A 26113-nucleotide genomic window follows, 5' to 3' on the forward strand; every position below is an offset into this window, starting at 1 on the left:
GCGGACCATGCGCTCCTCCTGTGGGTTGCCACGATGACCGATGTTTCCCGTCGTACACTGCTCGGTGCAGGGCTGACCGGTGCCGCGCTATCCGCGATCGCGCGCGCTGCGGCGATTGCGCCCGATGTGCAGACCGGCTCGATCATGGATGTCGAGCATGTCGTCATCCTGATGCAGGAAAATCGCGGTTTCGATCATTATTTCGGCACGTTGCGCGGCGTCCGCGGCTTTGCCGACCGATTGCCGATACCCGTGCCCGCACCGTCTGCGGGAGGGGCCGCGGCGCCGGTCTGGTATCAGCGCGACCGGACGGCACCGGGCGGCGCGCGGACCGTGCTGCCCTTCCATCTCTCCACCCGCACCAATTTCGACCTGATGCGGATGGAGGGGACGCCGCACAGCTGGCCCGATGCGCAGCGCGGCTGGGACGAGGGGCGGATGGCGCACTGGCCCGAGGCGAAGAGCCAGCGCGCGATGGGCCATTACCGGCGCGAGGATCTGCCGTTCCAGTTCGCGCTCGCCGAGGCGTTCACGCTGTGCGACGCCTATCATTGCTCGGTGCAGACGGGGACCAACACGAACCGGCTGTTCCTGTGGAGCGGCACCAACGATCCCGGCGGCACGCAGGGCGGTCCGGCGATCGGCAATTCGCATGACAGTTTCCCGGCGGATGGCGGCGATCCCGACCCCTATCGCTGGACCACGGTCGTCGAGCGGTTGCAGGCCAAGGGGGTCGACTGGCGCATCTATCAGGACATGGCCGACAATTTCACCGACAACCCGCTGGTCGGGTTCGCCACCTTCCGCGCGGCGCATCATGCGGGTGGCGATGCGGCGCTGCGCGACCGGGCGCTGACGACGCACGGGCTCGACGCGCTGCGCGCCGACGTGCTGGCCGGGCGGTTGCCGCAGGTGTCGTATGTCATCGCCACCGCCAAGGGATCCGAGCATCCCGGTCCGTCGAGCCCGGCACAGGGTGCGGCCTATACCGCCGAGCTGCTCGACGCGCTCACCGCGGACCCGAAAATCTGGGCGCGGACCGCCTTGTTCGTCATGTTCGACGAGAATGACGGCTTTTTCGATCATGTCCCGCCGCCCGCGCCGCCGTCGCACGCTGCCGACGGCACGGTGCTGGGCGGATCGACTGTCGATCTGACCGGCAGCTATCACCTCAACCCGAGCAAGGGCGACGCGGCGCTCGACCTCCCCGCCTATCGCGGCCGCGCCTATGGCCTGGGGCCGCGCGTGCCGATGTACGTCGTCTCGCCGTGGAGCCGGGGCGGGTGGGTCAATTCGCAGGTGTTCGACCACAGCTCGGTGATCCGCTTCCTCGAACGGCGGTTCGATGTCCACGAGCCCAACATCGCGCCGTGGCGCCGCGCGGTCTGCGGCGACCTGACCTCGGCGTTCGACTTCACCGCCGCCGACGTCGCGCCCTTCGCCGCGATGCCCGATCCGCGCGCCGATGCCGCGCGCGCCGCGGCGATCCCGCGGCAGGTCAGCCCGCAGGCACCACTGGGTGAGTCCCTCCCGTGGCAGGAACCCGGCATCCGCCGGTCCCGCCCGCTGCCCTATGCGCTGCGCGTCGGCGAGACGATCACCGGTGACGCGATCCGGCTGCACTTCACCACCGACGGCACGCAGGCCGCGGTGTTCCACGTCTATGACCGCCGGGGCCTGGACCAGCCGCCCCGCCGCTTCACGGTCGAGCCCGGGCGCACGCTGGACGGGCAATGGGGATTCGACGCGGAGGGCCGCTATGATCTCTGGGTGCTCGGCCCGAACGGCTTCCACCGCCATTATGCGGGACACCGTGACGACCCGGCACTGGCGTCGCAGCTCGTCTGGCGCACGACACCAACCGAACTGGCGTTAGTGCTCCCCGCCGGACACCGCGCGCACGGACTGGTCGCGCACGTCGAACGCGTCGGGGCGGCGGCGCAGGTGACCGGGCTGGTCGACGCGCGCTACCGCTGGCCGCTCCGCAACAGCCATGGCTGGTACGACGTCACGATCACGGCGGCGACCGCGCCAACCTATCGGCGCCGCGTCTCGGGGCGGGTCGATGCGCCCGGGCGGATGACGTGCAGCGATCCGTTCGTCACCGGGGCTCAGAACGCCGGCAGCACCGCGCCCGCATAACGATCCGCGATGAAGCGCCGCGTCTCGGGGCTTCGCAGCGCGGCGATCAGCTTGACGACGCGCGGATCCTTGTCGCCACCGGGCAGGCCGACGACGAAATTGACATAGGGGCTGTTCTTGTCCTCGATCGCGAGCGCGTCGCGCACCGGGTTGAGCTTCGCATCGAGCGCATAGTTGGTGTTGATCAGCGCCAGATCGACCTCGCCGAGCGTGCGGGGCAGGGTGGCGCCCTCCAGCTCCTTGAACTTGAGGGTCTTCGGGTTGGTCGCGATGTCGTTGAGGCTCGACAGCGGATTGGTCGGGTTCTTCAGCGTGATCAGCCCGGCCTTTTGCAGCAGCAGCAGCGCGCGGCCGCCATTGCTCGGCTCGTTCGGGATCGCGACGGTCGCGCCGTTCGGCACCTGCGCGATCGTCTTCCACTTACGCGAATAGGCGCCCAGCGGCTCGACATGGACGCCCGCATAGGGAACCAGATGCGTCCCGCGCGCCGCGTTGAACTCGTCGAGATAGGGCTTGGTCTCGAAATAGCTGACGTCGATCTGCTTCTGCTCGACCTGCAGATTGGGCTGCACATAATCGTTGAAGACGCGGATCTTGAGATCGACGCCCTGCTTGGCGAGCGCCGGCTTGATCGATTCAAGGATCTCGGCATGCGGCACCGCAGTCGCGGCGACGGTCAGCGCGGTGCCGTCATCCGTCTTGGCGCCACCGCATGCGGCGAGCGCGAGCAGCGAGAGCGAGAGCGAGGCGAGAAGCGTGCGGCGGTTCATGGCATTTCCTAGAATCGTTGGATCAGCGGCGGGTAAAGTGGCGGGCGAGCGCGTCGCCGGCATATTGGATGATCTGGACGAGGACGACCAGCAGGACGACGGTGACGACCATCACGTCGGTCTGGAAGCGCTGATAGCCGAACCGGATCGCGAGATCGCCGAGCCCGCCCGCGCCGACCACGCCGGCCATCGCGGTGAACGAGACGAGCGCGACCGCGGTGACGGTGGCGCCCGAGATCAGCCCCGGCATCGCCTCGGGGATCAGCGCGCGGGTGACGATCTGGCGGGTCGTCGCGCCCATCGCCTGCACCGCCTCGATCGTCGTCCGGTCGATCTCCTTCAGCGATCCCTCGACGAGGCGTGCGTAGAAGGGCGCGGCCCCCACCACCAGCGGCGGGATCGCGCCGGCGACGCCCAGCGACGTGCCGACCAGCAGCACGGTCAGCGGGATCATCACGATCAGCAGGATGATGAACGGCACCGAGCGCAGGATGTTGACGGCGATCCCGAGCGCACCATTGGCAAGCCGGTTCTCGATCAGCCGCCCCTTGCCGGTCAGATACAGCAGCACGCCGAGCGGCAGGCCGAGCAGGATCGTCAGCACCAGCGACCCGCCGAGCATGACGAGCGTGTCGAGGCACGCCTGGCCGATATCGGACCAGTCGACATTTTCGAAGAAGGTCATCAGCCGTTACCTGCTGGGGAGATCGGCAAGCCAGTGAGCGGCAGGCGCGCGACACGGCGCATCCTGGCCGTCATTCCCGCGGAGGCGGGAAACCAGACTGGCAGACGCTTCGATCGGATCGCCGAGGTTGCGGGTCTGGATCCCCGCCTGCGCGGGGATGACGGGCTTGGGGTGGATCTCAGGACCTTCAGGCCGGGGCTGGTTGTGATCATCGCACCCGCTCTTCGTCCGCAAAAGACGCGGCGCCGTCCCGTTCCCGATGAGAGAGGGATTGGAGCATGCGCCGGGTCGCCGGATGCGCGGCGTTGGCGAAGATGTCGGTGACGGTGCCGGTCTCGACGACCTGGCCGCGTTCCAGCACCGCGACGCGGTCGCAGACGTAGCGGACGACGTCCATCTCGTGCGTGATCAGGACGATCGTCAGCCCGAGGTCGCGGTTGAGGTCGCGGAGCAGCGTGAGCACCGAGCGCGTGGTTTCGGGGTCGAGCGCGCTGGTCGCCTCGTCGCACAGCAGGATGTCGGGGTCGGTGGCGAGCGCGCGGGCGATGCCGACGCGCTGCTTCTGGCCGCCGGACAATTGGGCGGGGTATTTGGCGGCGTGATCGGACAGGCCGACCCGGTCGAGCAAGGCCGCAACCTTGCTCTCGCGCGTCGCTTTCGCGACGCCGGCGAGCACCAGCGGGAAGGCGACGTTCGCCGCGACCGTCCGCGAGGAGAGCAGCCCGAAATTCTGGAAGATCATGCCGATCCGCCGCCGGAGCGCGCGCAGCTCCGCCGCCGACAGGTCTGCGACGTCGATCCCGTCGACCTCGACGCGCCCGGACGTCGGCCGTTCGAGCGCATTGATCAGCCGGATCAGCGTCGACTTGCCCGCGCCCGACTGACCGATCACCCCGAACACGCCGCCCGCCGGGATCTCCAGCGACACGCCGTCGAGCGCGGCTGCATCGCTCGCCGGGTAGGTTTTGGAAACGTCGCGCAGGCGGATCATGCGGACCCCATGACCTGCACCGCGAACCGCTCCATTTCCTCAGCCTGCGGGCTCATCTGGAGCAAGAGCAGGTCGAGCCCGGCGGCCTCATATTCCGCGATCCGCTCCTTCAGCTGTTCGGGCGTCCCGACCAGACTGGGGCGCAGCCCGCGGTTCGAGACCGAATATTCCTGGATCTTCAACTCGCGTTCGAGCTGCGTGCCCGATAGCCACTGGTCGAAATTGGCATAGCCCGCGGGCAGTTCGGTGACGCTGGTGATGCGCTCGAGTTCGCGCTTTGCCTCGGCCTCGCTGTCGCGGACGATCGCATAGGCGGCCATGCCGTACTGCATCGGTGCGCCGCCCGCGGCTTCGCGTCGCGCCGCCATGTCGGCGATCTTCGGCGCGATCGCGTCGGCCGGGTCGCCATGCATGACATAGGCGTCGCACTTGGCCGCGATCATCGCCTTCGCCTTCTCGCTCTCGCCGCCGGCATAGACGGTGGGGCGCTTGACGGGCTTGGGCGAACAGATCGCCTGCTCGGTGGTGTAGAATTGCCCGGCAAAGTCGAACCGCTCCTCGGTCCACAGCCCGTCGACGACGGTCAGCCATTCGTCGGTCCGCGCATAGCGATCGTCATGCTGGTCGAACTGGAGGCCATATTGCTTCGCCTCGTCCGCCCACCACGACGACACGACATTGAGCGCGAGCCGCCCGCCCGAGATGCGGTCGATATTGGCCGCCGCCTTGGCGAACAGCGCCGGGTGGTGGAAATTGGGGCGCACCGCGACCATCAGCTCGATGCTGTCGGTCACCGCCGCCAGCGCCGCCGCGGTCGACCACGCATCGAGCGCGGGCTGTTCGACACCCTTGATGTCGTTCAAATTCAGCTCGGCGATCAGCGTCAGGTCATAGCCCCAGCGCTCCGCATTCTGCGTCAGCGCCTTGGTATAGGCCCAGCTCGCCTCCATCCCCTCGTCGGGGACGTTGCGAAGCCAGCCGCCGAAAACCGGAGTCCAATAGCCATAGCGCATCAACGAGTCTTCCCAATCTGTTCGATCAGGTAATCGACGAGCCGGTCATGCGGATCCCAGCCGAGGACGTCGAGCGGCTTGGCGACGAAATTGGACAGCGCGTTGATGTCGTAGAAGCGCGCGACGCCGTCGCGGTCGTCGATCATCACCTCGACCCCGCCGACATCGAGATCGACCGCGCGCGCGATCGCCTCGGCGGCATCCTTCAGCACCTGCGACGGCTCGACCGCGGCCATCTTGATGCCCGAGCCGGGTACGACGCACGCATCCGCGGGGCAGAGATCGAACGCGCCGCCGCCCGCGACGTCGATTGCATAGAGGAACTTGCGGTCGAGCGTCTCGATCCGGGTGATCGCGCCACCCCGGACGGGGACATATTCCTGCACCAGCAACACGCCGTCGACGCTGCTCGGCAGGCCATAGTCGGTGACCGCGGCGCGGAGTTCGTCGAGACTGTCGAAGCGGATGATCCCCGCGCCCGAACCGCCGATATTGGCCTTCACGACCAGCGGGAAGCGCAGCGTCTGCGCCGCGGCGACGACGTCGGCGGCGCGGTGGACGATACGCGTCTCGGGGATTGCGAGGCCGAGCGACGCGATCAGCGACAATTGCCGCGCCTTGGAGGCGTCGATCGCGAGCACGTCGGCGCCGTTGATCACGCGCGCGCCGGTGCGGCGCCAGTGATCGAGCATCGCCATCGTGTCGAAGATCGGATGCTCGTCGCTGCGCAGGAAGCTCGACATCGCGATGCGGTTGAACACGACGCGCGCCGGCGCGGTCTGGTCCGCGGGGTTCCAGAACCCGTCCGGCGTGGCGCGCGAGAACTCGACGCCGCGCGCATCGAGCGTCGCGAACAGCGGCACGAACCAGGCGGGATGTTCGTAAAGGACGGCGAGATCGGTCATGAAGCCTCGGATGAATTGAGCGCGCCCTCTGCCACGCCGACGCGCGCACCGCCATCGATAGCGGCTTTGGCCCGATCAAGCCTGGGTTTAGCGGACGGCGCCGGCGCCAGCGGTCGCTCCAATCGATCCGCGCGATCGACCTGCGCGATCTCGACGAGGCACGCTTGCGGCGCGCTCGTCAGCGTGGCGACGATTCCGACCGGGGGGTGGGGAGGGGCGGGCCTCGCGGCGCAGCGCCGACGGCAGGCGCGCTCAGTCGATCGCGGCGGGCCGGCGGAGGCGCCGTGCGGGGCTGGGGCCTGGCGTGAACGCATCGCCCGGCACCCGGTGCTGGAGCAGCGGAAGCAGCGCGATCAGCCGGGCCTCGTCCTCGGTCGGGGTGGCGGTGCGCGTCGTCGGCGCCGGAGCGGCGATCGATCCGCGCTCGACGAAATGACTGCCCCAGCGATCGGCCAGCGCCAGCACCCGGTCGATGAACGGGCCCGGGGCACAGGCGACGACCGACGGGAAGGGTAGGCGCGTCGTCGGCCCTGGCCGCGCCGCCGCCGCGATCGCCTCCTGACCGAAACCGACCGACAGCGGCGACAGCAGGACCGCGCCCTCGATCGCCTGCAGATAGCTGCGCGGCGACAATTGCGCCCACCACGCGACCGCCAGACAGGCGACCCCCTGCGCCAGGATCACCGCCGGCTCCTCGCGCCGGGCAAATGCCGCATCGAGCTGCAGTGCCCAGCGACCGCTCTGAAATTTCGCGAGATCCAGTTCGATCGTCGGCACCGCGGCGTCGGGGACCGGATCGCCCCGGATCACGACGATCACGGCATGCTGGGTATCGATCGAAGCCTTGTCCCTGACGGCCATAGCGGATCACCTCGGATAGACCTGCAGCAGCGCGCGACCATCGATCTCCGACTCGCAGTCTCGCGCCACGATTACGAAGCGTAATCCGGCCCGGACGATAGGCAATAGTCTTGCGTCATCTTATGCCGGCGATGCGCCGGATGGCGTCCCGACGCCCCGCTCCGCGGCGTGGCCGTGCTGCCTTCAGGCATTCTGCCCTGCCTGCTTTCACAAGCCGCCCTATTCCCGACATATAATACCGCTCCACTCGATGTCGCCCGCTGCGTGAGAGTGTGACGATGATCGATCCCCCCGCCATCCCGATCCGCCGTTCGTGAGGGTTCACGCGCAGGTCCGCCTGTACCCGTCGATGCTCGTCTGCCTCGGGGGCGGCGTGGTCTGTCCCGCGGCCGGATCGACTCAGGCGATCCCCGTGCCGGCATCTGCGTCGGGCGACGACATCATCATCACGGGCCAGCGGAGCGCGGGCAGCGCGGTCGGGGCGATCGATCCGACCGCGACCCTCGATCAGGCCGGGATCCAGTCGCTGGGTGCGACCGATCTCAAGACGCTGCTCGAACGCCTGAAACCACTGACGACGTCGGCGAGCGGCGGCGATCCGGTCTATCTGCTCAACGGTCGACGCATGTCGAGCATGAACGAACTCTACAGCCTGCCGCAGGAGGCGATGGAGAAGATCGAGGTCCTGCCCGAGTCCGAGGCCGCACGCTTCGGGTTTCCGGCCACCGTCCGGGTGATGAACTTCATCACCAAGAAGCGGTTTCGCGCGGTCACCTACCAGCAGGCCACGGGGGTCACGACCGAAGGCGGGGGCGAGACAAGCTATGCCGAGGTGACCGCCGCGCGGATCGACGGGCCGCGCCGCGCGACGCTGACGCTGTCGCATCTTCGGCTCAACCCGATCCTGCAGAGCGAACGCGCGATCCTGCCCGATCCGGACACGCTCTATGCGCTTGGCGGCACCGTCACGGGAATAGGCGGGGCCAGTATCGATCCCGCGCTCGATGCGCTCGTCGGGGCCCCGGTCACGATCGCCGCCGTGCCGGACGACCCGGCGGGGCGCGACACTCTGGCGGGCTATGCCGCCGGCGCCGGCGCGCCCGCGGTCACTGATATCGGGCGTTATCGCTCGCTCCAGCAGCGCAGCGACAGGATTTCGGTCGACGGAACGCTCGCGGCGCCGATCGGGCGGACGATGAGCGGATCGCTCAACCTGTCGATGGAGGCGCAGCGTAACGTCGGCGTGAACGGCCTGGCGCCCGCGCTGCTGAGTGTGCCGGGAGGACGCGGCGCGCTGCCCTTTGCGAATGATGTCCTGCTCTATCGCTACCTGCCCGATGCGGTGCTCCGGCAGCGGAGCACCAGCCTGACACTGCATGGATCGGGCATGGTCCAGGGCAGTATCCGGCGCTGGGGGTGGAACGTCACGACCAGCTATGACCGGGTGCAGGGGGTGGCGCGGTCCGAACGCGGCGTGCCGATCGACGATCTGCAGGCCACGATCGATGCGGGGGGCGATCCGTTGGCGCGCGTAAGTTCCGAGGCGGCGGCGCTTCGGCTGGCCGATCGCAGCCGGACCGTTACCGGCACATTGCTGACAAAGGCGGTCGCAAACGGCCCGCTGGTCCGGTTGCCGGCCGGCGACGCGCAGATCACGCTCTCGGGGGATTATGCCCGGTCGACCAGTTCGGGCAGCCTGCCGGGCTTGCGCGACACGACGCTCGATTTGACGCGCACCACCGGGGGCGCCAGCGTCAACGCGGATCTGCCGATCGCCTCTGCCAATCAGGACGTTCTCGCGTTTCTCGGACAGCTGTCGGTCAACGGCATGATCGGCGTCTCGGACGTGTCCGATTACGGCCGGCTGCTCAGTTCCAACTACGGCCTGACATGGTCGCCGGTGCGGCCGGTCCAGCTGATCGCCTCGGTCAATGCCGCGCAGACCCCGCCGGCGATCGCGCTGCTGACCAACCCGACGGTGACCACCCCGAACACGCCGTTTTTCGATTTCACCACCGGCACCAGCGTGCTCGTCACGACGATCGCCGGCGGCAATCCCGCGCTCGACCCGGAACGCCGGCGGCTCGTCACGCTGGGTGTCGCCGTGTCGCCGATCAAGGCCCGCGATCTGCGGCTCACGCTCAATTATCTCCAGACGCGCATCGACAATCAGACCGCGACGCTGGGAAGTGCCACCCCGGCCTTCCAGACCGCATTTGCCGGGGCGTTCCAGCGTGATGCGGCAGGACAGCTCGTCAGCGCCGATCTGCGGCCGGTCAACATCGCCCGCGAACGCGAAACGAAGATGCAGGCGACGATCAGCCTGTCGACGCCGATCGGGCGTGCGCCTGCGCCGCTGACGCCGCCCGTCGGCATCGCCGCGAAGGATGTGCCACCGCCGGCGCCACCCCGGCCCCGGCCGCACCTCAACATGTCGATGACTACGACGTGGCGGCTCGACGATCGCCTGTCGTTGCGGAGCGGGGGGCCGGCACTCGATCTCCTCGATGGCGACACGCTGACCGGCACCGGCGGACGACCGCGCTGGGAAACCGAGCTGAACCTCAGCGGATCGCTCGGGGCTGCGAGCATCGGCGTGTACGGCCGTCTTCAGGGGCCGACCCGGATCCGCAGCGACCTGGCGGCGTCGGATCTGCGCTTTTCAGGCCGTACCTGGCTGGTGCCCTATAGCTCGCTCAAGGTCGACCAGATCGTCAAACGTCCCTGGGCGAGCAACATGACGCTGCAGCTGACGGTCGAAAACCTGCTCAACGACCGTATCGCGGTTCGCGATCGGCTCGGGCGGACGCCGAACCGGTTCCAGGCGGCGTATATCGATCCGGTCGGCCGGTCCGTCAGGCTGGGCCTGCGCAAGCTCTTCTGACACCGCCCGGTACGGCGGAGGATATCGATCCCCGGAGCGCCCCGATCAGGCCGCGAGCGCGCTGATCGTCGCGCGGTTGCGGCCGTCGCGTTTGGATTGATACAGCGCCATGTCCGCCGCCTGGATCAGTGTCGCGCCCTCCCGGTCCATGATGTCCGTCCAGGTCGCGATGCCGAACGACATGCTGGTCGATCCCAGCGCGCGGTTGCCGTGGCGGACGGCGATCTCGGCGATCGCCTGCCGGACGATATCGACGCGCTTGGCCAGCGCCTCGGCGGTCGTGCCCGGCGCGATGATGGTGAACTCCTCGCCGCCGAAGCGACAGACGACATCGCCGTCGCGGAACCGGCTGCGCATCTCGGCGGCGACCTGCTGGAGCACCGCGTCCCCCGCGTCGTGACCGAACTCGTCGTTGAACCGCTTGAAATGATCGACGTCGCACATGACCAGGCTGAGCGGATTGCCCGACCGCGAGGCGCGGGCGATCTCCAGCTTGAGCGCCTCCTCCATGTAGCGGCGATTGAACAGGCTGGTCAGCGGATCGCGGATCGTCTGTTCGCGCAGCGACCGCTGCAGGCGATGGTTGACCAGCGCCGAGGCAATGTTCTCGGTCAGCACGTTCATCCGAAAGCGGTTCTCGGCCTCGATCCGGCCGCGCAGATAGAGCACGCCGATGACCTCGCCGCCCGCGAGCAGCGGTTCGCAGTGATAGACCTCGCCCTCGGCGACATGCGCGCAGACGATGTCGCGGCGCGGATCCACGACCGAATGGCTCTGGCCGCGGCGCAGTGCCCAGCACCGCTCCGGCGCGAAGCCGTCGTCCGGCACGACGATGTCTCCCCAGCTGGCGACCGGGACCAGGCAATTGCGCGAGTTGTTGTGCGCGTACAGCGCGCCGGGAATGTCGGGCAGGACCTGCGGTACGAACACCCGGATGATCTGGGCCAGCTCGTCGTCGGTGCGCGCGGCCTGCATGCGATGCGCCATGCCGCCGAGCAGCTCGATCACGTCGCCGCGTTCGCGCAGCGTCTTGGTATTGCGCTCGAGCTCGGCGTTGACGACCTGCAGCTGGCGCTCGCTCGTGCCCCGATCGGAAACCGCGCCCTCCAGCCGGTCGGCCATCGCATTATAGCCGATCGCGAGGCGGTTGAATTCGCGCGATCCCATCGCGGTATCGATCCGTGTCTGCTCGTCCCCGCTGCCGAGCGCGGTCATCGCGCGCAACATGGTTTCCAGCGGGCGGCGGATACCTTGCACCAGCAAGGTAAAGCCGCCGATGACGATCAGTGCGACGGCGATCGCGCCGAAGATGGCAAGCCGCTTGCCGCGGCGCAGGCGCTGCGCCGCCGCATCCTGCCGCGTGGTCTGCAACGCGCGTTCCTCTTCGAGAAAGGCCTCCCCGCGCACGCTGATCGCATCCATCAGGTCGCGCCCACGGCCGCTGGCGATGATCGTGACCGCTCCCGCAAAATTGCCCCGGCGGGCAAGGTCGAGCGGCTGGCGCAGAAAGGCGGACCGCTCCTTCATCAGCAATGCCATTTCCCGCGCACGGGCATGCTGGCGCGGGTTGTCGCGGGTCTGGCCCGCAACCCGCGCGATGGTCCGGGCGGCGCTGTCCAGGCGTTTGGCGAAGGACCGCGCATAGGCCGGATCCCGCGTGATGACGAACCCGCGCTGGCCCGATTCGGCCTCGCGCAGATCGTTCAGCGCCGCCTCGGTCGTCTCGATGACCTGCGCGGAATGGGCGGCCCATTGGAAGCTCTGGCTGGCCTGGTACGAGGCGTCGGCGAGCAGCCCGGCCAGCGACCCCAGTGCCAGGACCACGATGAGGCCGATCGCGACGATCCGCGCAGTAAGCGATATGAACATTGCGCTATGTTAAACAACAAAGACTTAGCTTTTGGTTACTCGCCATCACACGCCGCGCCGCGCCCGGTCTACTGCGTCAGCACCCCGAGCTCCGCGATGGCCAGCCGCGTCTCGCCCTTGGCGGTCCGCGTGAAGGCGATCTCGATGTAGCGGCCACGGTGCGGCCGCGCGAAGGCGAGGCGTTGCGGCGCCTGGTTGGCGGCGATGTTCGAGAACTCGCCCTGCTCCTGCGGCGCGTCGGCCAGCCCCGGGTCGTCACCGATGCGCACGCGCCAGGCGGCGGGGTCGCCGGCCCCCTGCGGCGCGTGCCAGCCGGGCTTCAGCACGAACCCGCGCAGTTCGACGCTACGCCCAAGATCGATCGTCACCGAACACGGCTTGCCGTCCGCACCGGTCAGCGGCGCGACCCAGTCGGTGCGGTTCTTCTCGTCGATCAGCAGCTCGGCCAGCGGCGCGCTGGCCCGCAAGATCTTCCAGTCGCTCTTGCGGATGTCGAAGTTGCGACGCCCCACGCTGCTGACCGCACCCTTGGCCGCGTGGATGCTGATCGCCTGGACGATCCCCGCATCGCGCATCGTAAACGGCGCCGTGTAGCGCGGCGATGCGATCGTCGGCACGCTGCCGTCGGTGGTGTAGGCGATCGCCAGCCCGGGGGAATCGCTGGTCAGCGTGACCACGCCCTCGCGGTCGCGGACGATGTGCGGCGGATCGAGCAGCACGGGCGCGAGATACACGCCGAATTCGGTGATCGCCGGCGCCGCGGCGGCTGCGGTGATCCGCAGCCTGACCCGCCGCGCGGTGATCGGCGCGTCGAGCCGGATCAGCCGCTGCGATCCGATGCCCTGCTTGCTGGCGATTTCGGTCCAGCCGGTCGGGCCCTGCGCGTCGATCGCGAACCGGTCGACGCGCAGCCCGAGCGGCAGATGCTCCGCCAGCCTGACGACATCGAACAGCCTTGGCTGTTTAAGGTCGAGCGTCAGCGTCGGGACCGGCGCCCGATCGGCGCTGACCCAGAAGCTTTCGGGATTGCCGTCGAGCACCAGCGCCGCGTCATGCCCGGCGCGCACGCTGCTCGCAGAGGCGATCGCACCCTTGCTCAGGTCGGTGGCGTACATCGCGCGCATCGCCGTGCCGAACGCGGTCAGGTTCGCGACATCCTCGTCGGTCACCAGCCCGCGCGTATCCGGGGCCAGGTTCAGCAACAGCCCGGCACTGCGCCCGACCGTCTCGAAATAGATCTTCATCAGATTGGCGGGGCTGCGGCTCTGCCCGTCCTCATAGGCGTGCCAGAACCAGCCATAGCGGGTCGAGACATCCGCCTCGGCCGGCCACCAGATCGCGCCGCCGCGAACGCCGGCATTGCCCTTTTCCTCGGTGAAGCCCTTGTCGTCCATCGTCGCCCAGCACGGATCGCCGGCCTCGCCCTCCTCGTTGCCGACCCAGCGCAGGTCCGCGCCGACCGGATCGAAGGTGCAGGCCATCGGCTGCAGCGCGTGGACGAAGGCGATGATCGACGGCCAGTCATAATAGGGGACCGCGTCGATCTTCCGCACTTCGCGCGCACCGCCATAATAGCCGTCGCCGCCGTTCGCGCCGTCGAAGAATACCTCGTAGATCGGTCCGTATTGCGTCAGCAGCTCGCGCAGCTGGTTGCGGAAGAAGGTGATGTATTCGGGCCGGCCATAGTCCGGATGGTTGCGATCCCAGGGCGACAGGTAGATCCCGAACTTCAGCCCCTGCCGCCGGCATGCGGCGGCCAGTTCGCCGACGATATCGCCCTTGCCGTTCTTGTAGGGGCTGCTCGCGATGCTGTGTTTCGTGAACTTGCTCGGCCACAGGCAGAAGCCGTCGTGGTGCTTGGCGGTGACGATCAGGCCGCGCAGGTTCGCCGCCTTTGCCGCGGCGACGATCTGGTCGGCATCGAACTGCTTGGGGTCGAAGATCGCGGGATCCTCGTCGCCATAGCCCCATTCGCGGTCGGTGAAGGTATTGATCGTGAAGTGGACGAACGCGGTCTGTTCCAGCCGGTGCCACGCCAGTTGCCGCTTCGACGGCGTGGCACCGTAAGGCACCAGCGCCGCACCGGTGGTCGCCGCGCCAATGGTCGCCGCGAACGTGCCGCCGGGAAAGGCCATCGCTGCGCCAAGCGTTCCGGCCGTGAAGGCGATTGCGTCGCGCCGCGATGGGCGCAGGGGATCGGTCATCGAATGTCCTTCAGCGTAAAGCGTACCGTGTCGACGCCGTAGAGCGGTCCACCGACCGGCGGCGCGACGATCAGGCACAGGTCCGTGTCGGTCGTCCCACCCGCCAGCGGCGCGGTCAGCGTGAACCGGTTCGGCGTGGTCGCCGGATCGGGCAGCGGCACCATCGCCAGCGCGGGCCCGTCGCAGGTCCGCGCATGCACCATCAGCGTCCCGAAATGCGTCGGGTTGTAGCGCCACGCGACCATCTGGCGCTGCGGCTGGCGCAGCGCGAAGTTGCGCGGCAGCCGGCCGAGCGAGACCGTGATGCCCCGGATCTGTCCGAGCGGCGCGGCGCGGTACAGCCAGCAGCCGTCATAGATGTTCATGCTGTACGCCGGCCCGCCGCCCGTCGCATCCGGCGTCAGCGGCAGGCGCAGCCGGATCCCCGCGCCGGCACAGGTTTCGAGGCTCGCACTCGCCCGCGTCAACAGCGCGGCGGGTGCGGTATCGAAGCTGCGCACGGCGGCGAGCGCGCGGCCGTCAGGCGCGAACGTCACTGCGCGGACGACCGTGTCCGGCGCCACGCTCAGCGGTCGGGCATAGGCGCGCGAGGCCGATGACGGCGCCGCGCCATCGGTCGTGTAGCGGATCGTGCCATAGCCGGCCTGGTTCGCCATGCCGATCGTGACCGTCTTGCCGCGCACCGCCGGACCGACCCCGCCGACCACGGTGTAATCGACCGCGTAGGCGCTGTCCGCGGCGGCGATCCCCTGCCGCTGATAGCGGTTGAGCTGGGGATCGAGCCGCGCGAGGAAGCCCGGCCAGTCGCGCGCGGCGCGGGGCGACCAGGCCATCTCCGCCAGTGCCGCGATGCGCGGAAACAGCGCATGTTCGCGCTGCGCGGGGGTGACCATATATTCGGCCCACAGATTGGCCTGCGGCCCCAGCACGTGATGCGCCTTTGCCGCGGCGATCGCAGCGGGCAGGGGGTCATAGGCATAGACGTCGGCCAGCGTCTGCACCGCCATGCGTCCCGGCGGCTCGTCATCGCGCCCGCTTTGCAGATTATCGAGATACAGGACCGGGCCCGGCGACAGCACGACGTCGTGTCCCATGTTCGCCGCCTCGATCGCGCCCGCCTCGCCGCGCCATGACATCACCGACGCGGTCGGTGGCAGCCCACCCTCGAGGATTTCGTCCCAGCCGATCAGGCGGCGCCCGCGCTTGGCGAGGTGCGCGCCGAGCTGACCGACGAACCAGCTCTGCAGGCCCTTTTCATCTGCGATGCCGAGCGTGCGCATCTTCGCCTGGACCGCGGCCGATGCCTGCCACTGCTCCTTCAGCGCCTCGTCACCACCGATATGGATATAGGTCGACGGGAAGATCGCCATGACCTCGTCGAGAACCTGCTTGACGAACGTGATGCTGCGATCGTCGACGTTGAACAGATAGGGGTTGATGCCCCAGTCGCCCGACACCGGCGGCCGGTCTCCCGTCACGCCGATCTGCGGATAGGCGGCGACCGCTGCCTGTGCGTGGCCGGGCAGGTCGATTTCCGGCACGATCGTCACCGCGCGTGCTGCGGCATAGGCGACCAGCGCGCGCAGCTGGTCCTGCGTGTAGAAGCCGCCATAGCGGCCCGCCGGCGCACCCGCGTTGGGCGTGGACGAGGCGCGCCAGGCGCCCATCCGCGTCAGCTCGGGATGACGCTTGATCTCGATCCGCCAGCCCTGGTCATCGGTCAGATGCAGTTGCAGGCGGTTCAGCTTGTGCTGCGCCATCATGTCGATGACGCGCTCGATCGATGCGATCGGCTGCATGTGGCGCGCGACGTCCAGCATCACCCCGCGCCACGCAAAGCGCGGGGCATCGTCGATCGCCACGACGGGGACCGCGACGCCCGTCCCGAACCGCGCATCGGGGGACAGCATCTGCGCCAGCGTCATCGCGCCATAGAACAGCCCGGCATCGGTGGCCGCGGCGATGCGGATCCCCGCGGGCGTCACGTCGAGCCGGTATCGCTCGCTGCTCCCCCCATTTGCGGCGGGCAGCCGCATGAAACTGATCGCCCCCGGTCCGCGGTCGGCCACGCTCAGCGTGATGCCGCGCGTCCGGGCGACGATCTCGACCGCGCGCCGCGCCGCACTGGCAGCGCCCGTGTCGCCGGCAGGGACGACGATCCGCGCACCATCGTCGATGCGGACGCTACCCGTACCGGCTGTCGCATGCGCGGGCAGCGGCAGCAGCGGGGAGGGGCCGGCGACCGCGGGCTGGCAGACCGTAACCAGCGCCGCCGCAACGCACGGCGCGATGACGAGGGCCATGCGCCGCCGGCGGATCGCCCCTTGGTCCACGCGCATCAAAAGCGCGTCGTTGCCGAAATCGAGATCTGGCGTCCCAGCGTGTCGTAACGCTGGGGAATCGTGTTCCCGCGCGACAAGGCGTAATCATAGGTGTTCGTCAGGATCGGCTGCTGGCGGTCGAAGATGTTGTTGACCGCCGCGGTCAGCGTCATCCGCTTGGCGATGTTCACGCCCAGCGACAGATCGAAATAATGATAGGCGGGGATCCGCGTGAAGTCGGAGACCTCGGTCGCCGGCGTCGAGTTCGGGCCGCCATTCTGACCCGCGGTCGTGCCACCGATATAGCGCCACGCGACCGACGCGCTGAAGATCCCGTCGTCGCTCGAATAGGTGGTGCGGACATTGTGGATCCAGCGCGGCGTCGGCTGCGGGCAGGATCCGCCGAAATAGCCGACGCAATTGGTCCGCGGCTGATCGGGTGCGGCCTGGCCGCCCTGGTCGGTGGTCAGCGTGCCGTTCATCAGGAAGTCGAGCTTGCCCGCCGTCCCGCCCAGCCGCGCCGAATATTGCGCCTGGAAGTCATAGCCGCTCGCATAGAGCCGGTACGCATTCAGATTGCCGCCTTGGATATAGCCCGCCGTCGTGCCCGTGCCGTTCAGCTGATAGGTCGTCGGATCGCGCACCAGCCGGCTGCAATAATAGGGGTCGCCGGTGATCACGCAGCCATCGACTGCGAAGCTCGCACCCAGATAGCTGATCACGTTGTCGACGCGGATCTTGTACCGGTCGACCGAGAAGCTGAACCGCGGCAGGAACCGGGGCGTCAGCACCAGGCCATAGGTCAGCGTCTGCGCGTCCTCGGGATCGATCGGCGTGCCGTTGTTGCGCTGGCGGCAGACATCGTCGACGCAGCGCAGGCTGCCCGGAATACCCGCGGCCAGACCATTGCCATATTGCGCGTCGGGCAATCCGGTCAGGCGACACGCCTCGATGCTGGCCCTTGGTGCGACGCCGTTGACGCTGGCACAGGGGTCGACGATCGTTGCATTCTGATAGCCGACGACCTGATCGGCCTCCCTCAGGCCGGGCGCGCGCGCGGCGCGGTTCCGGCCGACGCGGAACGTGACGTCCTCGCTCGGCGAATAGACCGCCTCGATCTTCCAGGTGTTGAAGGTCTGGGGATTGGTGCTGTATTTCGACAGGCGATAGCCGCCATTGACCTGCAGCAGTTTGAAGAACGGCACGTTCTGCACCAGCGGCAGCTGGGCTTCGGCATTGCCCTCGACGACGTCCTGCGTGGTCAGGCTGTCGGGCACGCCGCCATAGACTTCGATGAAGCGCGTGTTGCGCGTCGTCCGCTCCTCCTGCCGGCGATATTCCCCGCCGACCGCCACCGCCAGGCCCTGTTCGGCGAATGGCGACCGGATGCCGTAGCGCGTGAAATCCGCCGTCAGATTGGCGGTCACGTCATAGAATTTGGCGCGCAGGTCCTGCACGCCGAGCCCCTCGTCGAACAGATAGTCGCTGAGCGCGGCGCTGCCGGGATTGTTGGCGGTGAACACGTTGAGCGGTACGCAGGACGGGTCTGTGCCGTCGACCACCGACCGGCACGTCGGCACGCCGTTCACGTTGACGACGTCGAGCGCGCGGCTGACCTTGGCGGCGACCGGGTTGCCGCCGGGCTCCCATAATTGCCGGCTCGTGCTGTAGACGCCGCCGACGTCATACCGCCAGCCCTCGGCGATCTCGCCGCGAACCGACGCGTTGATGCGCGTCTGCGTGTTCTTGAAGCTTTCCTTGTCGCGGTCGCCGGCCAGCCCCGGAAAACCATATTGGACGCCGAGCGGTGCCGACGCGCCGGTCCCGGCATTCGCGCCGCAGATCGTCTGCGCCTGCGATGCGGACATCAGCGGATTGTCGCAGTTCACCCGGTAGCTGCCCTGGACATAGGGGCCGTAGAGCAGGTTCTCCGATGTATCGCGAAGGTACATCACGCCCGCCGAAAACTCGGCCGCGGGCGACGCCTTGAAGTTGATGAAGCCGCCGCCGTTGAAGCGCTCATAACCACGCGCAGCGAGCCGGTCCGCCTGGTTCGCATAGCCCGGAATCGTCGATGCGGGCGCGAAGACGCCGGGGCTGCCGGTGACGTTCGAATAATTCACGCCGTTCGCCGTCAAGGTCCCGTTGGGCGACGCCGCGGTCACGCCGCAGATCAGGTTGTTGACCCTGAGCGGGTTGCCCGTGTCGCGGCGCAGCTGACAGCCCGACGCGTCGCGGTCACGGAAGAAGATGCCGTCCGCGGTCCGGTAGGTGCCGTAGACCGAGACATTCAGCCGATCGTCGAGGAAGTTGTGACCGTAGGTCGCGCTCAGATCCGCGCGGCCGCCATCGTTGGTCATCCCCGTCGGCGTGGCGATCCCGTAGCGCTGGGCGACCGGTGTCGAGGCGTTGGCGCGGTTGTCGTGATTGTAGAAGCTGTAATTGCCCGACAGCTGCAACCCTTCGAAATCGCGACGGATCACATAGTTCACGACGCCCGCGATCGCGTCCGACCCATAGACCGAGGATGCGCCGCCGGTCAGCAGGTCGATGCGCTCGACCAGCGAGACCGGGATCAAATTGGTGTCGACGGATTCGGTCCCGGCGATCCGCTGGCCGTCGATCAGTGACAGCGTGCGGTTGAAGTCCAGCCCGCGCAGCTTGACGCCGCGCTGCTGGCCGTTGCTCTGCTGATAATTCTGCTGCGCATCGGGCTGCACCTGACCCAGCCGGTTCGTCACCTCCTCGAGATTGACCGCGCCCTGCGCCTTGATCTCCGCGGCACCGATGCTGGTGATCGGGCTCGCCGACTTCAGATTGGGCCGGGTGATGCGCGTGCCAGTGACCATGATGTCCGCCGGTGCCGGCGCTGGCGTTTCGGACGTGGGGTCGAGCGTGACGGGGGCGGACCCGGTGGGCGGGGCGGGGGCTGCGCTATCCTGCNACCGCAAGGCCAGTGTCGCGCAACAGGCGCTGAAACGCGTCGGCAGCGGTCATCGACCCGGCCAGCGCGGTCGACCGGCGGGTGCCGACCCGCGCCTGATCGAACACGATCTGGACCCGGGCCTGCTGCGCCAGCGTCTGCAGTGCCTGGGCCAGCGGTTGCGGCGCGACGTCGACACGGACCATCGCCGACTGTGCAGCGAGCGGCGTCGCTGCCACCGCGGCGATTGCGACGACGCTGGTCCGCACCAACATCGATCCGAAAGAATGCCCAACCATGATCTCGCCCCCCTGTTATTACGCTAATATGACGGGCGACATTGCGAAACGCTCACCGACATTGATATTTTTATAATCTTTTTATCCAGATGAGTCGATCTGGTATTGTTTATGTCTGTTGTTGGTCTTTTTGGGTGCGCTTGGCGGAAGATGCATTCGCGCTCATGAGGATGGGGTTCACCCTCCCGATACTGTCACGTCTGGCACATCGGTTGATCGTTAGCGTGCCACCCGATTTTCCGAACCTTCGAGGCGCGCCCAGCGCCCTTGAAAGGCCAATCGCGCGCCGCAGCGGACTGAACATATCTGATCCATGTTATGTATCGACAACATGCTGCAAGCCGCTCACAAATAAGGTTAATTCCCGGAAACCATCGGGGGAACGGCACCAATATGTTACCAAAAAAGCCTCAAAAGACGGATATAAATATAAAAAGACATTTTATGAAACTTATGTTGCGCAGGGAGATTGATCGACTTAAGCCGACCCCCGAAACGACATTGGGCCAGCAAGCGCCCCGGTTTCTGTGGGGAGTATGTGATGCGCCAAGTGATCAATTTTGCAGTGCTGCGCTCGGTTCTGGCGGCATCGACGATGCTGGCGACACCGGCCTTTGCGCAGGACGTGCTGCAGGACGCGACGAAGCCGGTGCCCGCCGAGAGCCAGACCCCCGCAGCGCAGGCGGCCCCGACACCGGACGCCGCGCCCGCAACCGAAGCGGCGCCCGCGCCCGCCACCCCGCAGTCCGACATCGTCGTCACCGGCTCGCGGATCATCTCGTCGGGCTTCACCGCACCAACCCCGACCCAGGTACTGAGCGCCGAGTCGATCGCCAAGAACGCGCAGCCCAACGTCTTCACGACCGTCGCGCAATTGCCCTCGCTCCAGGGCAGCACGGGCGCCACCGTCGGCGCCAACGGCACCTCGACCGGCGTGCAGGGGCTGAGCGCGCTCAGTCTTCGCGGCCTTCAGCCGATCCGCACGCTCACCCTGATCGATGGCCAGCGGGTCGTCGGCGCGAACGTCACCGGCGTCGCCGATGTCAGCCTGTTCCCGCAATTGCTGATCGAACGGGTCGACGTCGTGACCGGGGGCGCCTCCGCCTCCTACGGCTCCGACGCGGTCGGCGGCGTGGTCAATTTCGTGACCAATACCCGCTTCACAGGCTTCAAGGCCAATCTCCAGTCGGGCATCAGCACCTACGGCGATGACGGCAACTACACGGTCCAGGCCGCGGTCGGGAAATTGCTGTTCAACGACCGGCTGCATCTCATCGGCAGCGGCGAATACAGCCACGAGGACGGGATCGGATCGGCCGGCTTCGGTGTCGGATCGAACCCCGACGGCAGCGGCCCGGGCGGGCGCAACTGGCTGGTCTCGCGCAACCTGATCAACCGCGGCATCACCAATGACGGCGGCCCGCAATATCTCGATCGCAGCTTTACCCAGGCGAACAATACCGCGCTCTACGGCCTGATCACCGCCGGTCCGCTCTAGGGCACCGCGTTCGACGTGAACGGCAATCCGCGCCAGTTCGAATATGGCTCGAACGGCGTGCCGCTGAAGGATGCGAACGGCAACGTGCTCGGCTGCTACAATGGCGTCTGCGAAGGCGGCGACCGGTCGGGCAACGTGACCAATGCCAATTCGCTCAAGTCGACGATCACGCGGCTCAGCGGCTATGGCCGGATCGGCTTCGACATCGATCCCGACAATGAACTCTACACCACCGTCAACGTCGCCCGGGTGACGACGGGCAATATTCCCAATGTCGGATCCGCGCAGTTCGGCAACCTGACGCTGCAATGCGCCAACCCCTATGTCCCTACCTCGGTCCAGGAGGCCTGCGCGGCGAACGGGATCACCCAGTTCCGCTACGGCGTCGACAACGCGATCTTCCCCAACTCGATCAGCGTCCGTACCGAGCGCGAGCAATATCGCTTCGTCGCCGGCGCGAAGGGCAAGATCCAGGCGTTCGGCGGCGACTGGCGCTATGATGCCTATTATCAGCACGGCACGGGCATCACCGACATCACCGTCCGCGATATCCCGCTGATGCCGCGCTACAATGCCGCGATCCAGGCGGTCCGCGCGCCCGATGGCAGCATCACCTGCGCCAATCCCGCCGCGGTCGCCAGCGGCTGCGTCCCGCTCAACATCATCGGCGGCCAGACGCCCAGCGCCGCGGCGCTCGCCTATATCCTTCCGGGCAACGGACCATATCAGCATACGCGCCAGACCCAGGACGTCGCGAGCTTCTCGGTCAGCGGCGAGCCGCTGCAACTGCCCGCCGGCGCGCTGTCGGTCGCGTTCGGCAGCGAATATCGGCATGAATTCTATCAGGTGAACGCCGATCCCTACGGCAATGGCGTCGTGACCAGCGGCGCGTACGATGCGCAATATCCCAGCGACCCGCTGCTGAACCCGCAGGGCGGCAACTGGTATGCGGGCAATTACCGCGACGGCCGCGGCGCCTATAGCGTGTATGAATCCTTCCTCGAGGTGAACGCCCCGCTGTTCAACTCGGACGGGGTCGGCAAGGCGAACCTCAATGCCGCCGGGCGCGCGACCAACTACAGCACGTCGGGGACGGTCTATACGTGGAAGGTCGGCGCGACCTGGGACACGCCGGTCGACGGCATCCGCTTCCGCGGCGTGACCTCGCGCGATATCCGCGCGCCCAATCTGAGCGAGCTGTTCGCCGCGCCGGTTACGAGCAATCGCACCGGCACGACCGATCCGTTCAATCCGGGTCGCACGCTCACCGTGCTCCAGACGACCACGGGGAACACCGCGCTGCGCCCCGAAGTCGCGCGCAATACCGAATTCGGCGTGATCCTGTCGCGTCCGTCCTGGGCGCCGCGGCTGAACATCTCGGTCGATTACTACCGCATCAAGATCAAGAGCGCGATCGCGGCGCTCGATGCGCAGACCCAGATCAACCTCTGCTTCGCCGGCGTGACCTTCACCTGCAACAGCTTCGACATCAGCGATCCGAATAACGCGTCGGTGACCGTCCAGCCGTTCAACTTCGCGTCGATCTTCACCGACGGCTTCGACATCGAGGCGAGCTACCAGGTCCCGTTGTCGGGCATCGGCCTGCCGGGCCAGGCGTCGCTGCGCGGTCTGGCGACGCATGTGAAGAACTTCATTTCGGATCGCGGTCTGCCCAACACGATCCCCATTCAGGGTGCGGGCGTGAATCTGGGGCAGGGTGCGACGCCGAGCTGGAAGGTCCTCGCGGTCCAGGACTGGACGACCGACCTCTTCAGCATGACGCTGCAGGAGCGGTGGATCAGCGCGGGCGTGATCAGCAACGAATATATCGTCTGCCAGACCAACTGCCCGGTCTCGACGATCGATCACCCGACGATCGATCGCAATCACCTCGATAGCGCCTTCTACGTCGACATCAGCGCCTCGTACAAATTCACCGACGCGGTGCAGGGCTATGTCAAGGTGGACAACATGTTCAACAAGGACGCCGCTACCGTCCCCAGCGATATCACCAACCCCGGTCTCTACGACGTCGTCGGACGCGCGTTTCGGGTCGGCATGCGCGCGAACTTCTGATGACCCCGGCCCGGTATGCCGTTGAGCATGACCGGGTCGGTCATCGGATCCGATTAACTGGGGAAAGCCGATGCTGCCGTTCCTGCTGATGGCCGCCGATATCCAGGCGCCTGATCTTCAAGCGACGCCACCCGCCGTCGAGACGGCGATCGCGGCGATGACGCTCGAGGAGAAGGCCGCGCAGCTCGGCAGCAGCGCGCCGGCGCTGCCCAGGCTCGATCTGCCCGCATATGATTACTGGAGCGAGGGGCTGCACGGCCTCGCGCGCAACGGGATCGCGACCGTCTTTCCACAGGCGATCGGTCTGGCGGCGAGCTGGGATACCGCGCTGCTCGATCAGGTCGGCACGGTCGTCTCGACCGAAGCGCGGGCGAAATACAACGCCGTGCGCTCGACGCGCGACCGGCGGCGTTTCGCGGGGCTGCACATCTGGTCGCCCAACCTGAACATCTTCCGCGATCCGCGCTGGGGGCGGGGGCAGGAGACCTATGGCGAGGATCCCTATCTGACGGGCAAGCTGGGCGTCGCGTTCGTTCGCGGCATCCAGGGGCCCGATGCCGCGCATCCCAGGGCGATCGCGACGCCGAAGCATTTCGCGGCGCATTCGGGGCCGGAGGCGGGGCGCAACAGCTTCGACGCGGATATCTCCCCGCGCGACATGGCCGGGACCTATACGCCGGCCTTCCGCATGGCGGTGACCGAAGGCCGCGCGCTGTCGATCATGTGCGCCTATAATTCGCTTCACGGCGTACCCGCCTGCGCGTCGTCCGTGTTGCTGACCGACCGCGCGCGCGGCGACTGGGGGTTCGACGGCATGGTCGTGTCGGACTGCGATGCGGTCGGCTATATCTCCGTTTTCCATTATTACCGCCCCGATCTGCCCTCGGCGGCCGCGGCGGCGCTGCAGGCGGGCACCGATCTCGATTGCGGGCCGAGCTATGATGCGCTGCCCGCCGCGGTTCGGAAGGGTCTGGTACCCGAAGCCGCAATCGACACGTCGCTGCGTCGTGTGCTCGCGTCGCGCGCGGCGCTCGGCATCGCCTTTGGCCAGCGCAGCCCCTGGACGCGCATCGCGCCGTCGCAGGTCGACACGCCCGCGCACCGCGCACTCGCGCAGACCGCGGCGGAAAAGTCGCTGGTGCTGCTCACCAACAAGGACCGGCTGCCGCTCAAGCCCGGGACCCGGATCGCGGTGATCGGGCCCAATGCCGACTCGCTCGACGTGCTCGAGGCGAATTACCACGGCACCGCCAGCGCGCCGGTCACGCCGTTGCAGGGCATTCGCGCGCGTTTCGGCGCCGATCGCGTCACTTATGCGCAGGGCAGCGGGCTGGCGGCGGGCGTCGCCTTGCCCGTGCCCGAAACCGCCCTGTCCGCGAACGGCAGGCCGGGGCTGACAGGCGAGTATTTCAGCGACGGCGCGATGACCCGGCGGATCGCGACCCGGCAGGACCGCACGATCGACTTCGACTGGGATCGCGCACCGCCCGTTCCAGGATTGTCGGGCAAAGGCTACGGCGTCCGCTGGACCGGGCAACTGACGCCGCCGGGCCCCGGCCGCTACCGGCTGCGGCTCGACGTCCCCCGCTGCTTCGACTGCGAAGGCCATGATCCGGTTAAGCTCTGGCTCGACGGCAAGCCGCTGATCACCGACGACGGCAGCGATAGCGCAGTCGAGGCGGAGGTCACCGTCACCGACGCCAAACCGCACGACCTCCGCATCGACTATGTGCACGCAAGCGAGGATGGCGGGATCGGCCTGCGCTGGGTCGCGCCGATCGACGCGCAGCGCGGCGAGGCGCTCGCCGCCGCCGGTGCAGCGGATGTGGTCGTGGTGTTCACCGGCCTGTCGCCAACGCTCGAGGGCGAGGCGCTGCGGCTCGACGTGCCGGGCTTCCTCGGCGGCGACCGCACCGCGATCGAACTGCCCGAGCCGCAGCGCGCGCTTCTGGAAACGCTCGCCACCGCCGGGAAGCCGATCGTGGTCGTGCAGCTGACCGGCTCCGCGATCGCCGATCCGTGGAGCAGGGACCATGCCGACGCGGTCGTCGCCGCCTGGTATCCGGGCCAGTCCGGCGGGACCGCGATTGCGCGGATGCTGGCGGGCGATATCAATCCGGGCGGGCGTCTGCCGGTGACGGTCTATGCCACGACGCGCGATCTACCGGCCTATATCGATTACAGCATGAAGAACCGGACCTACCGCTTCTTCAGCGGTACGCCGCTCTACCCGTTCGGCCACGGCCTCAGCTACACGCGCTTCGCCTATGCCCCCAAGACGGCGCCGATCGCGACGGTGACCGCGGGACAGCCGCTGGCGGTCAGCGTCACCGTGACCAACACCGGCAAGCTCGCCGGGGACGAAGTGGTCCAGGCCTATCTCGCACCCGTCGACCCGCAGGAACAGGGGCGGACGATTCCCGTGCTGCAACGCCAGCTCGTCGGGTTCCGCCGGATCCCGCTGCGCGCCGGCGAAGCCCGCACCGTCGACTTCGCCATCGACCCGCGCAGCCTCAGCATGGTCGAGCATGACGGCACGCATGCCGTCGTGCCGGGCCGCTACCGGCTGTTCGTCGGCGGCGGGCAGCCCGGGGACGCGGCGGGGATCTGGACGGACGTGACGATCACCGGGACGCGGACCGTGCTGCCGAAATAACGCGAACGACACCCAA

15 protein-coding genes and 1 pseudogene are annotated in these 26113 nt (G+C 67.7%); 5 read left to right on the forward strand and 11 right to left on the reverse strand.

All coding sequences use genetic code 11. From position 1 onward, the window contains the following. Positions 1–33 precede the first annotated feature (33 nt). A complete protein-coding gene (locus IFS44_RS10280) occupies positions 34–2142 on the forward strand; it encodes a phosphocholine-specific phospholipase C (protein WP_192098374.1) in 2109 nt (702 codons plus the stop codon). Here the strand turns inward: IFS44_RS10280 and IFS44_RS10285 are convergent. The 6 genes from IFS44_RS10285 to IFS44_RS10310 form a co-directional block, all read right to left on the reverse strand. Beyond that, on the reverse strand, positions 2112–2912 hold the full coding sequence (locus tag IFS44_RS10285; protein ID WP_192098375.1) for a MetQ/NlpA family ABC transporter substrate-binding protein: 801 nt from the start codon (positions 2910–2912) through the stop codon (positions 2112–2114). The two genes, IFS44_RS10280 and IFS44_RS10285, sit on opposite strands and share 31 nt — an antisense overlap. A gap of 22 nt (positions 2913–2934) precedes the next feature. Next, positions 2935–3597: a methionine ABC transporter permease gene (locus IFS44_RS10290; RefSeq protein ID WP_192098376.1), complete on the reverse strand. Its 663-nt coding sequence runs from the start codon at positions 3595–3597 to the stop codon at positions 2935–2937. Positions 3598–3805: 208 nt separating this feature from the next. After that, positions 3806–4588 (reverse strand): methionine ABC transporter ATP-binding protein, encoded by a 783-nt coding sequence (locus IFS44_RS10295; protein WP_192098377.1) that lies wholly within the window; start codon positions 4586–4588, stop codon positions 3806–3808. Next, positions 4585–5601, reverse strand: coding sequence for an LLM class flavin-dependent oxidoreductase (locus tag IFS44_RS10300; protein WP_192098378.1), 1017 nt, complete (start codon positions 5599–5601; stop codon positions 4585–4587). The genes IFS44_RS10295 and IFS44_RS10300 overlap by 4 nt, the downstream gene beginning before the upstream one ends. Next, the gene (locus tag IFS44_RS10305; protein WP_192098379.1) at positions 5601–6506 is read right to left on the reverse strand and encodes an ATP-grasp domain-containing protein; all 906 of its coding nucleotides are present in this window, start codon (positions 6504–6506) and stop codon (positions 5601–5603) included. Before IFS44_RS10305 ends, IFS44_RS10300 begins: the two co-directional genes overlap by 1 nt. A gap of 252 nt (positions 6507–6758) precedes the next feature. Beyond that, entirely contained in the window at positions 6759–7367 is a 609-nt protein-coding gene (locus IFS44_RS10310) for an alpha/beta hydrolase (protein WP_192098380.1), read from the reverse strand. Positions 7368–7680: 313 nt separating this feature from the next. On the opposite strand from IFS44_RS10310, the gene IFS44_RS10315 reads away from it, so the two are divergent. After that, a complete protein-coding gene (locus tag IFS44_RS10315) occupies positions 7681–10251 on the forward strand; it encodes a TonB-dependent receptor domain-containing protein (RefSeq protein ID WP_197977817.1) in 2571 nt (856 codons plus the stop codon). Positions 10252–10296: 45 nt separating this feature from the next. On the opposite strand, the gene IFS44_RS10320 is transcribed toward IFS44_RS10315, so the two are convergent. The 5 genes and pseudogenes from IFS44_RS10320 to IFS44_RS22905 all read right to left on the reverse strand — a co-directional run. After that, on the reverse strand, positions 10297–12120 hold the full coding sequence (locus IFS44_RS10320) for a diguanylate cyclase (RefSeq protein WP_192098381.1): 1824 nt from the start codon (positions 12118–12120) through the stop codon (positions 10297–10299). Between the two features lie 68 nt (positions 12121–12188). After that, the gene (locus IFS44_RS10325; protein WP_244650144.1) at positions 12189–14324 is read right to left on the reverse strand and encodes an alpha-L-fucosidase; all 2136 of its coding nucleotides are present in this window, start codon (positions 14322–14324) and stop codon (positions 12189–12191) included. After that, positions 14321–16627, reverse strand: coding sequence for a beta-N-acetylhexosaminidase (locus IFS44_RS10330; RefSeq protein ID WP_192098445.1), 2307 nt, complete (start codon positions 16625–16627; stop codon positions 14321–14323). Before IFS44_RS10330 ends, IFS44_RS10325 begins: the two co-directional genes overlap by 4 nt. 35 nt (positions 16628–16662) lie before the next feature. Next, on the reverse strand, positions 16663–19494 hold the full coding sequence (locus IFS44_RS22900; protein ID WP_192098382.1) for a TonB-dependent receptor domain-containing protein: 2832 nt from the start codon (positions 19492–19494) through the stop codon (positions 16663–16665). A gap of 95 nt (positions 19495–19589) precedes the next feature. Beyond that, positions 19590–19867, reverse strand: a pseudogene (locus tag IFS44_RS22905) (STN domain-containing protein); the annotation flags it as partial. A gap of 541 nt (positions 19868–20408) precedes the next feature. Between IFS44_RS22905 and IFS44_RS22235 the strand changes: the two are divergent. The 3 genes from IFS44_RS22235 to IFS44_RS10350 all read left to right on the forward strand — a co-directional run bounded on the left by IFS44_RS22235 (position 20409) and on the right by IFS44_RS10350 (position 26097). Beyond that, entirely contained in the window at positions 20409–21365 is a 957-nt protein-coding gene (locus tag IFS44_RS22235) for a TonB-dependent receptor plug domain-containing protein (RefSeq protein WP_244650146.1), read from the forward strand. A gap of 15 nt (positions 21366–21380) precedes the next feature. Continuing rightward, positions 21381–23441: a TonB-dependent receptor domain-containing protein gene (locus IFS44_RS22240; protein WP_342366402.1), complete on the forward strand. Its 2061-nt coding sequence runs from the start codon at positions 21381–21383 to the stop codon at positions 23439–23441. Between the two features lie 70 nt (positions 23442–23511). Next, positions 23512–26097, forward strand: a complete 2586-nt coding sequence (locus IFS44_RS10350) for a glycoside hydrolase family 3 protein (protein WP_192098384.1) — start codon at positions 23512–23514, stop codon at positions 26095–26097. Positions 26098–26113 lie beyond the last annotated feature (16 nt).

This window comes from Sphingomonas sp. CFBP 13706 (assembly GCF_014842355.1).
GTDB classification, from domain to species: domain Bacteria; phylum Pseudomonadota; class Alphaproteobacteria; order Sphingomonadales; family Sphingomonadaceae; genus Sphingomonas; species Sphingomonas aerolata.

Bases quoted from the DNA above. Each gene is read 5' to 3' on its own strand.
- IFS44_RS10280 (WP_192098374.1), top strand. From the start codon at position 34: ATGACCGATGTTTCCCGTCGTACACTGCTCGGTGCAGGGCTGACCGGT.
- IFS44_RS10285 (WP_192098375.1), bottom strand. From the start codon at position 2,912: ATGAACCGCCGCACGCTTCTCGCCTCGCTCTCGCTCTCGCTGCTCGCG.
- IFS44_RS10290 (WP_192098376.1), bottom strand. From the start codon at position 3,597: ATGACCTTCTTCGAAAATGTCGACTGGTCCGATATCGGCCAGGCGTGC.
- IFS44_RS10295 (WP_192098377.1), bottom strand. From the start codon at position 4,588: ATGATCCGCCTGCGCGACGTTTCCAAAACCTACCCGGCGAGCGATGCA.
- IFS44_RS10300 (WP_192098378.1), bottom strand. From the start codon at position 5,601: ATGCGCTATGGCTATTGGACTCCGGTTTTCGGCGGCTGGCTTCGCAAC.
- IFS44_RS10305 (WP_192098379.1), bottom strand. From the start codon at position 6,506: ATGACCGATCTCGCCGTCCTTTACGAACATCCCGCCTGGTTCGTGCCG.
- IFS44_RS10310 (WP_192098380.1), bottom strand. From the start codon at position 7,367: ATGGCCGTCAGGGACAAGGCTTCGATCGATACCCAGCATGCCGTGATC.
- IFS44_RS10320 (WP_192098381.1), bottom strand. From the start codon at position 12,120: ATGTTCATATCGCTTACTGCGCGGATCGTCGCGATCGGCCTCATCGTG.
- IFS44_RS10325 (WP_244650144.1), bottom strand. From the start codon at position 14,324: ATGACCGATCCCCTGCGCCCATCGCGGCGCGACGCAATCGCCTTCACG.
- IFS44_RS10330 (WP_192098445.1), bottom strand. From the start codon at position 16,627: ATGGCCCTCGTCATCGCGCCGTGCGTTGCGGCGGCGCTGGTTACGGTC.
- IFS44_RS22900 (WP_192098382.1), bottom strand. From the start codon at position 19,494: ATGGTCACTGGCACGCGCATCACCCGGCCCAATCTGAAGTCGGCGAGC.
- IFS44_RS22235 (WP_244650146.1), top strand. From the start codon at position 20,409: ATGCGCCAAGTGATCAATTTTGCAGTGCTGCGCTCGGTTCTGGCGGCA.
- IFS44_RS10350 (WP_192098384.1), top strand. From the start codon at position 23,512: ATGCTGCCGTTCCTGCTGATGGCCGCCGATATCCAGGCGCCTGATCTT.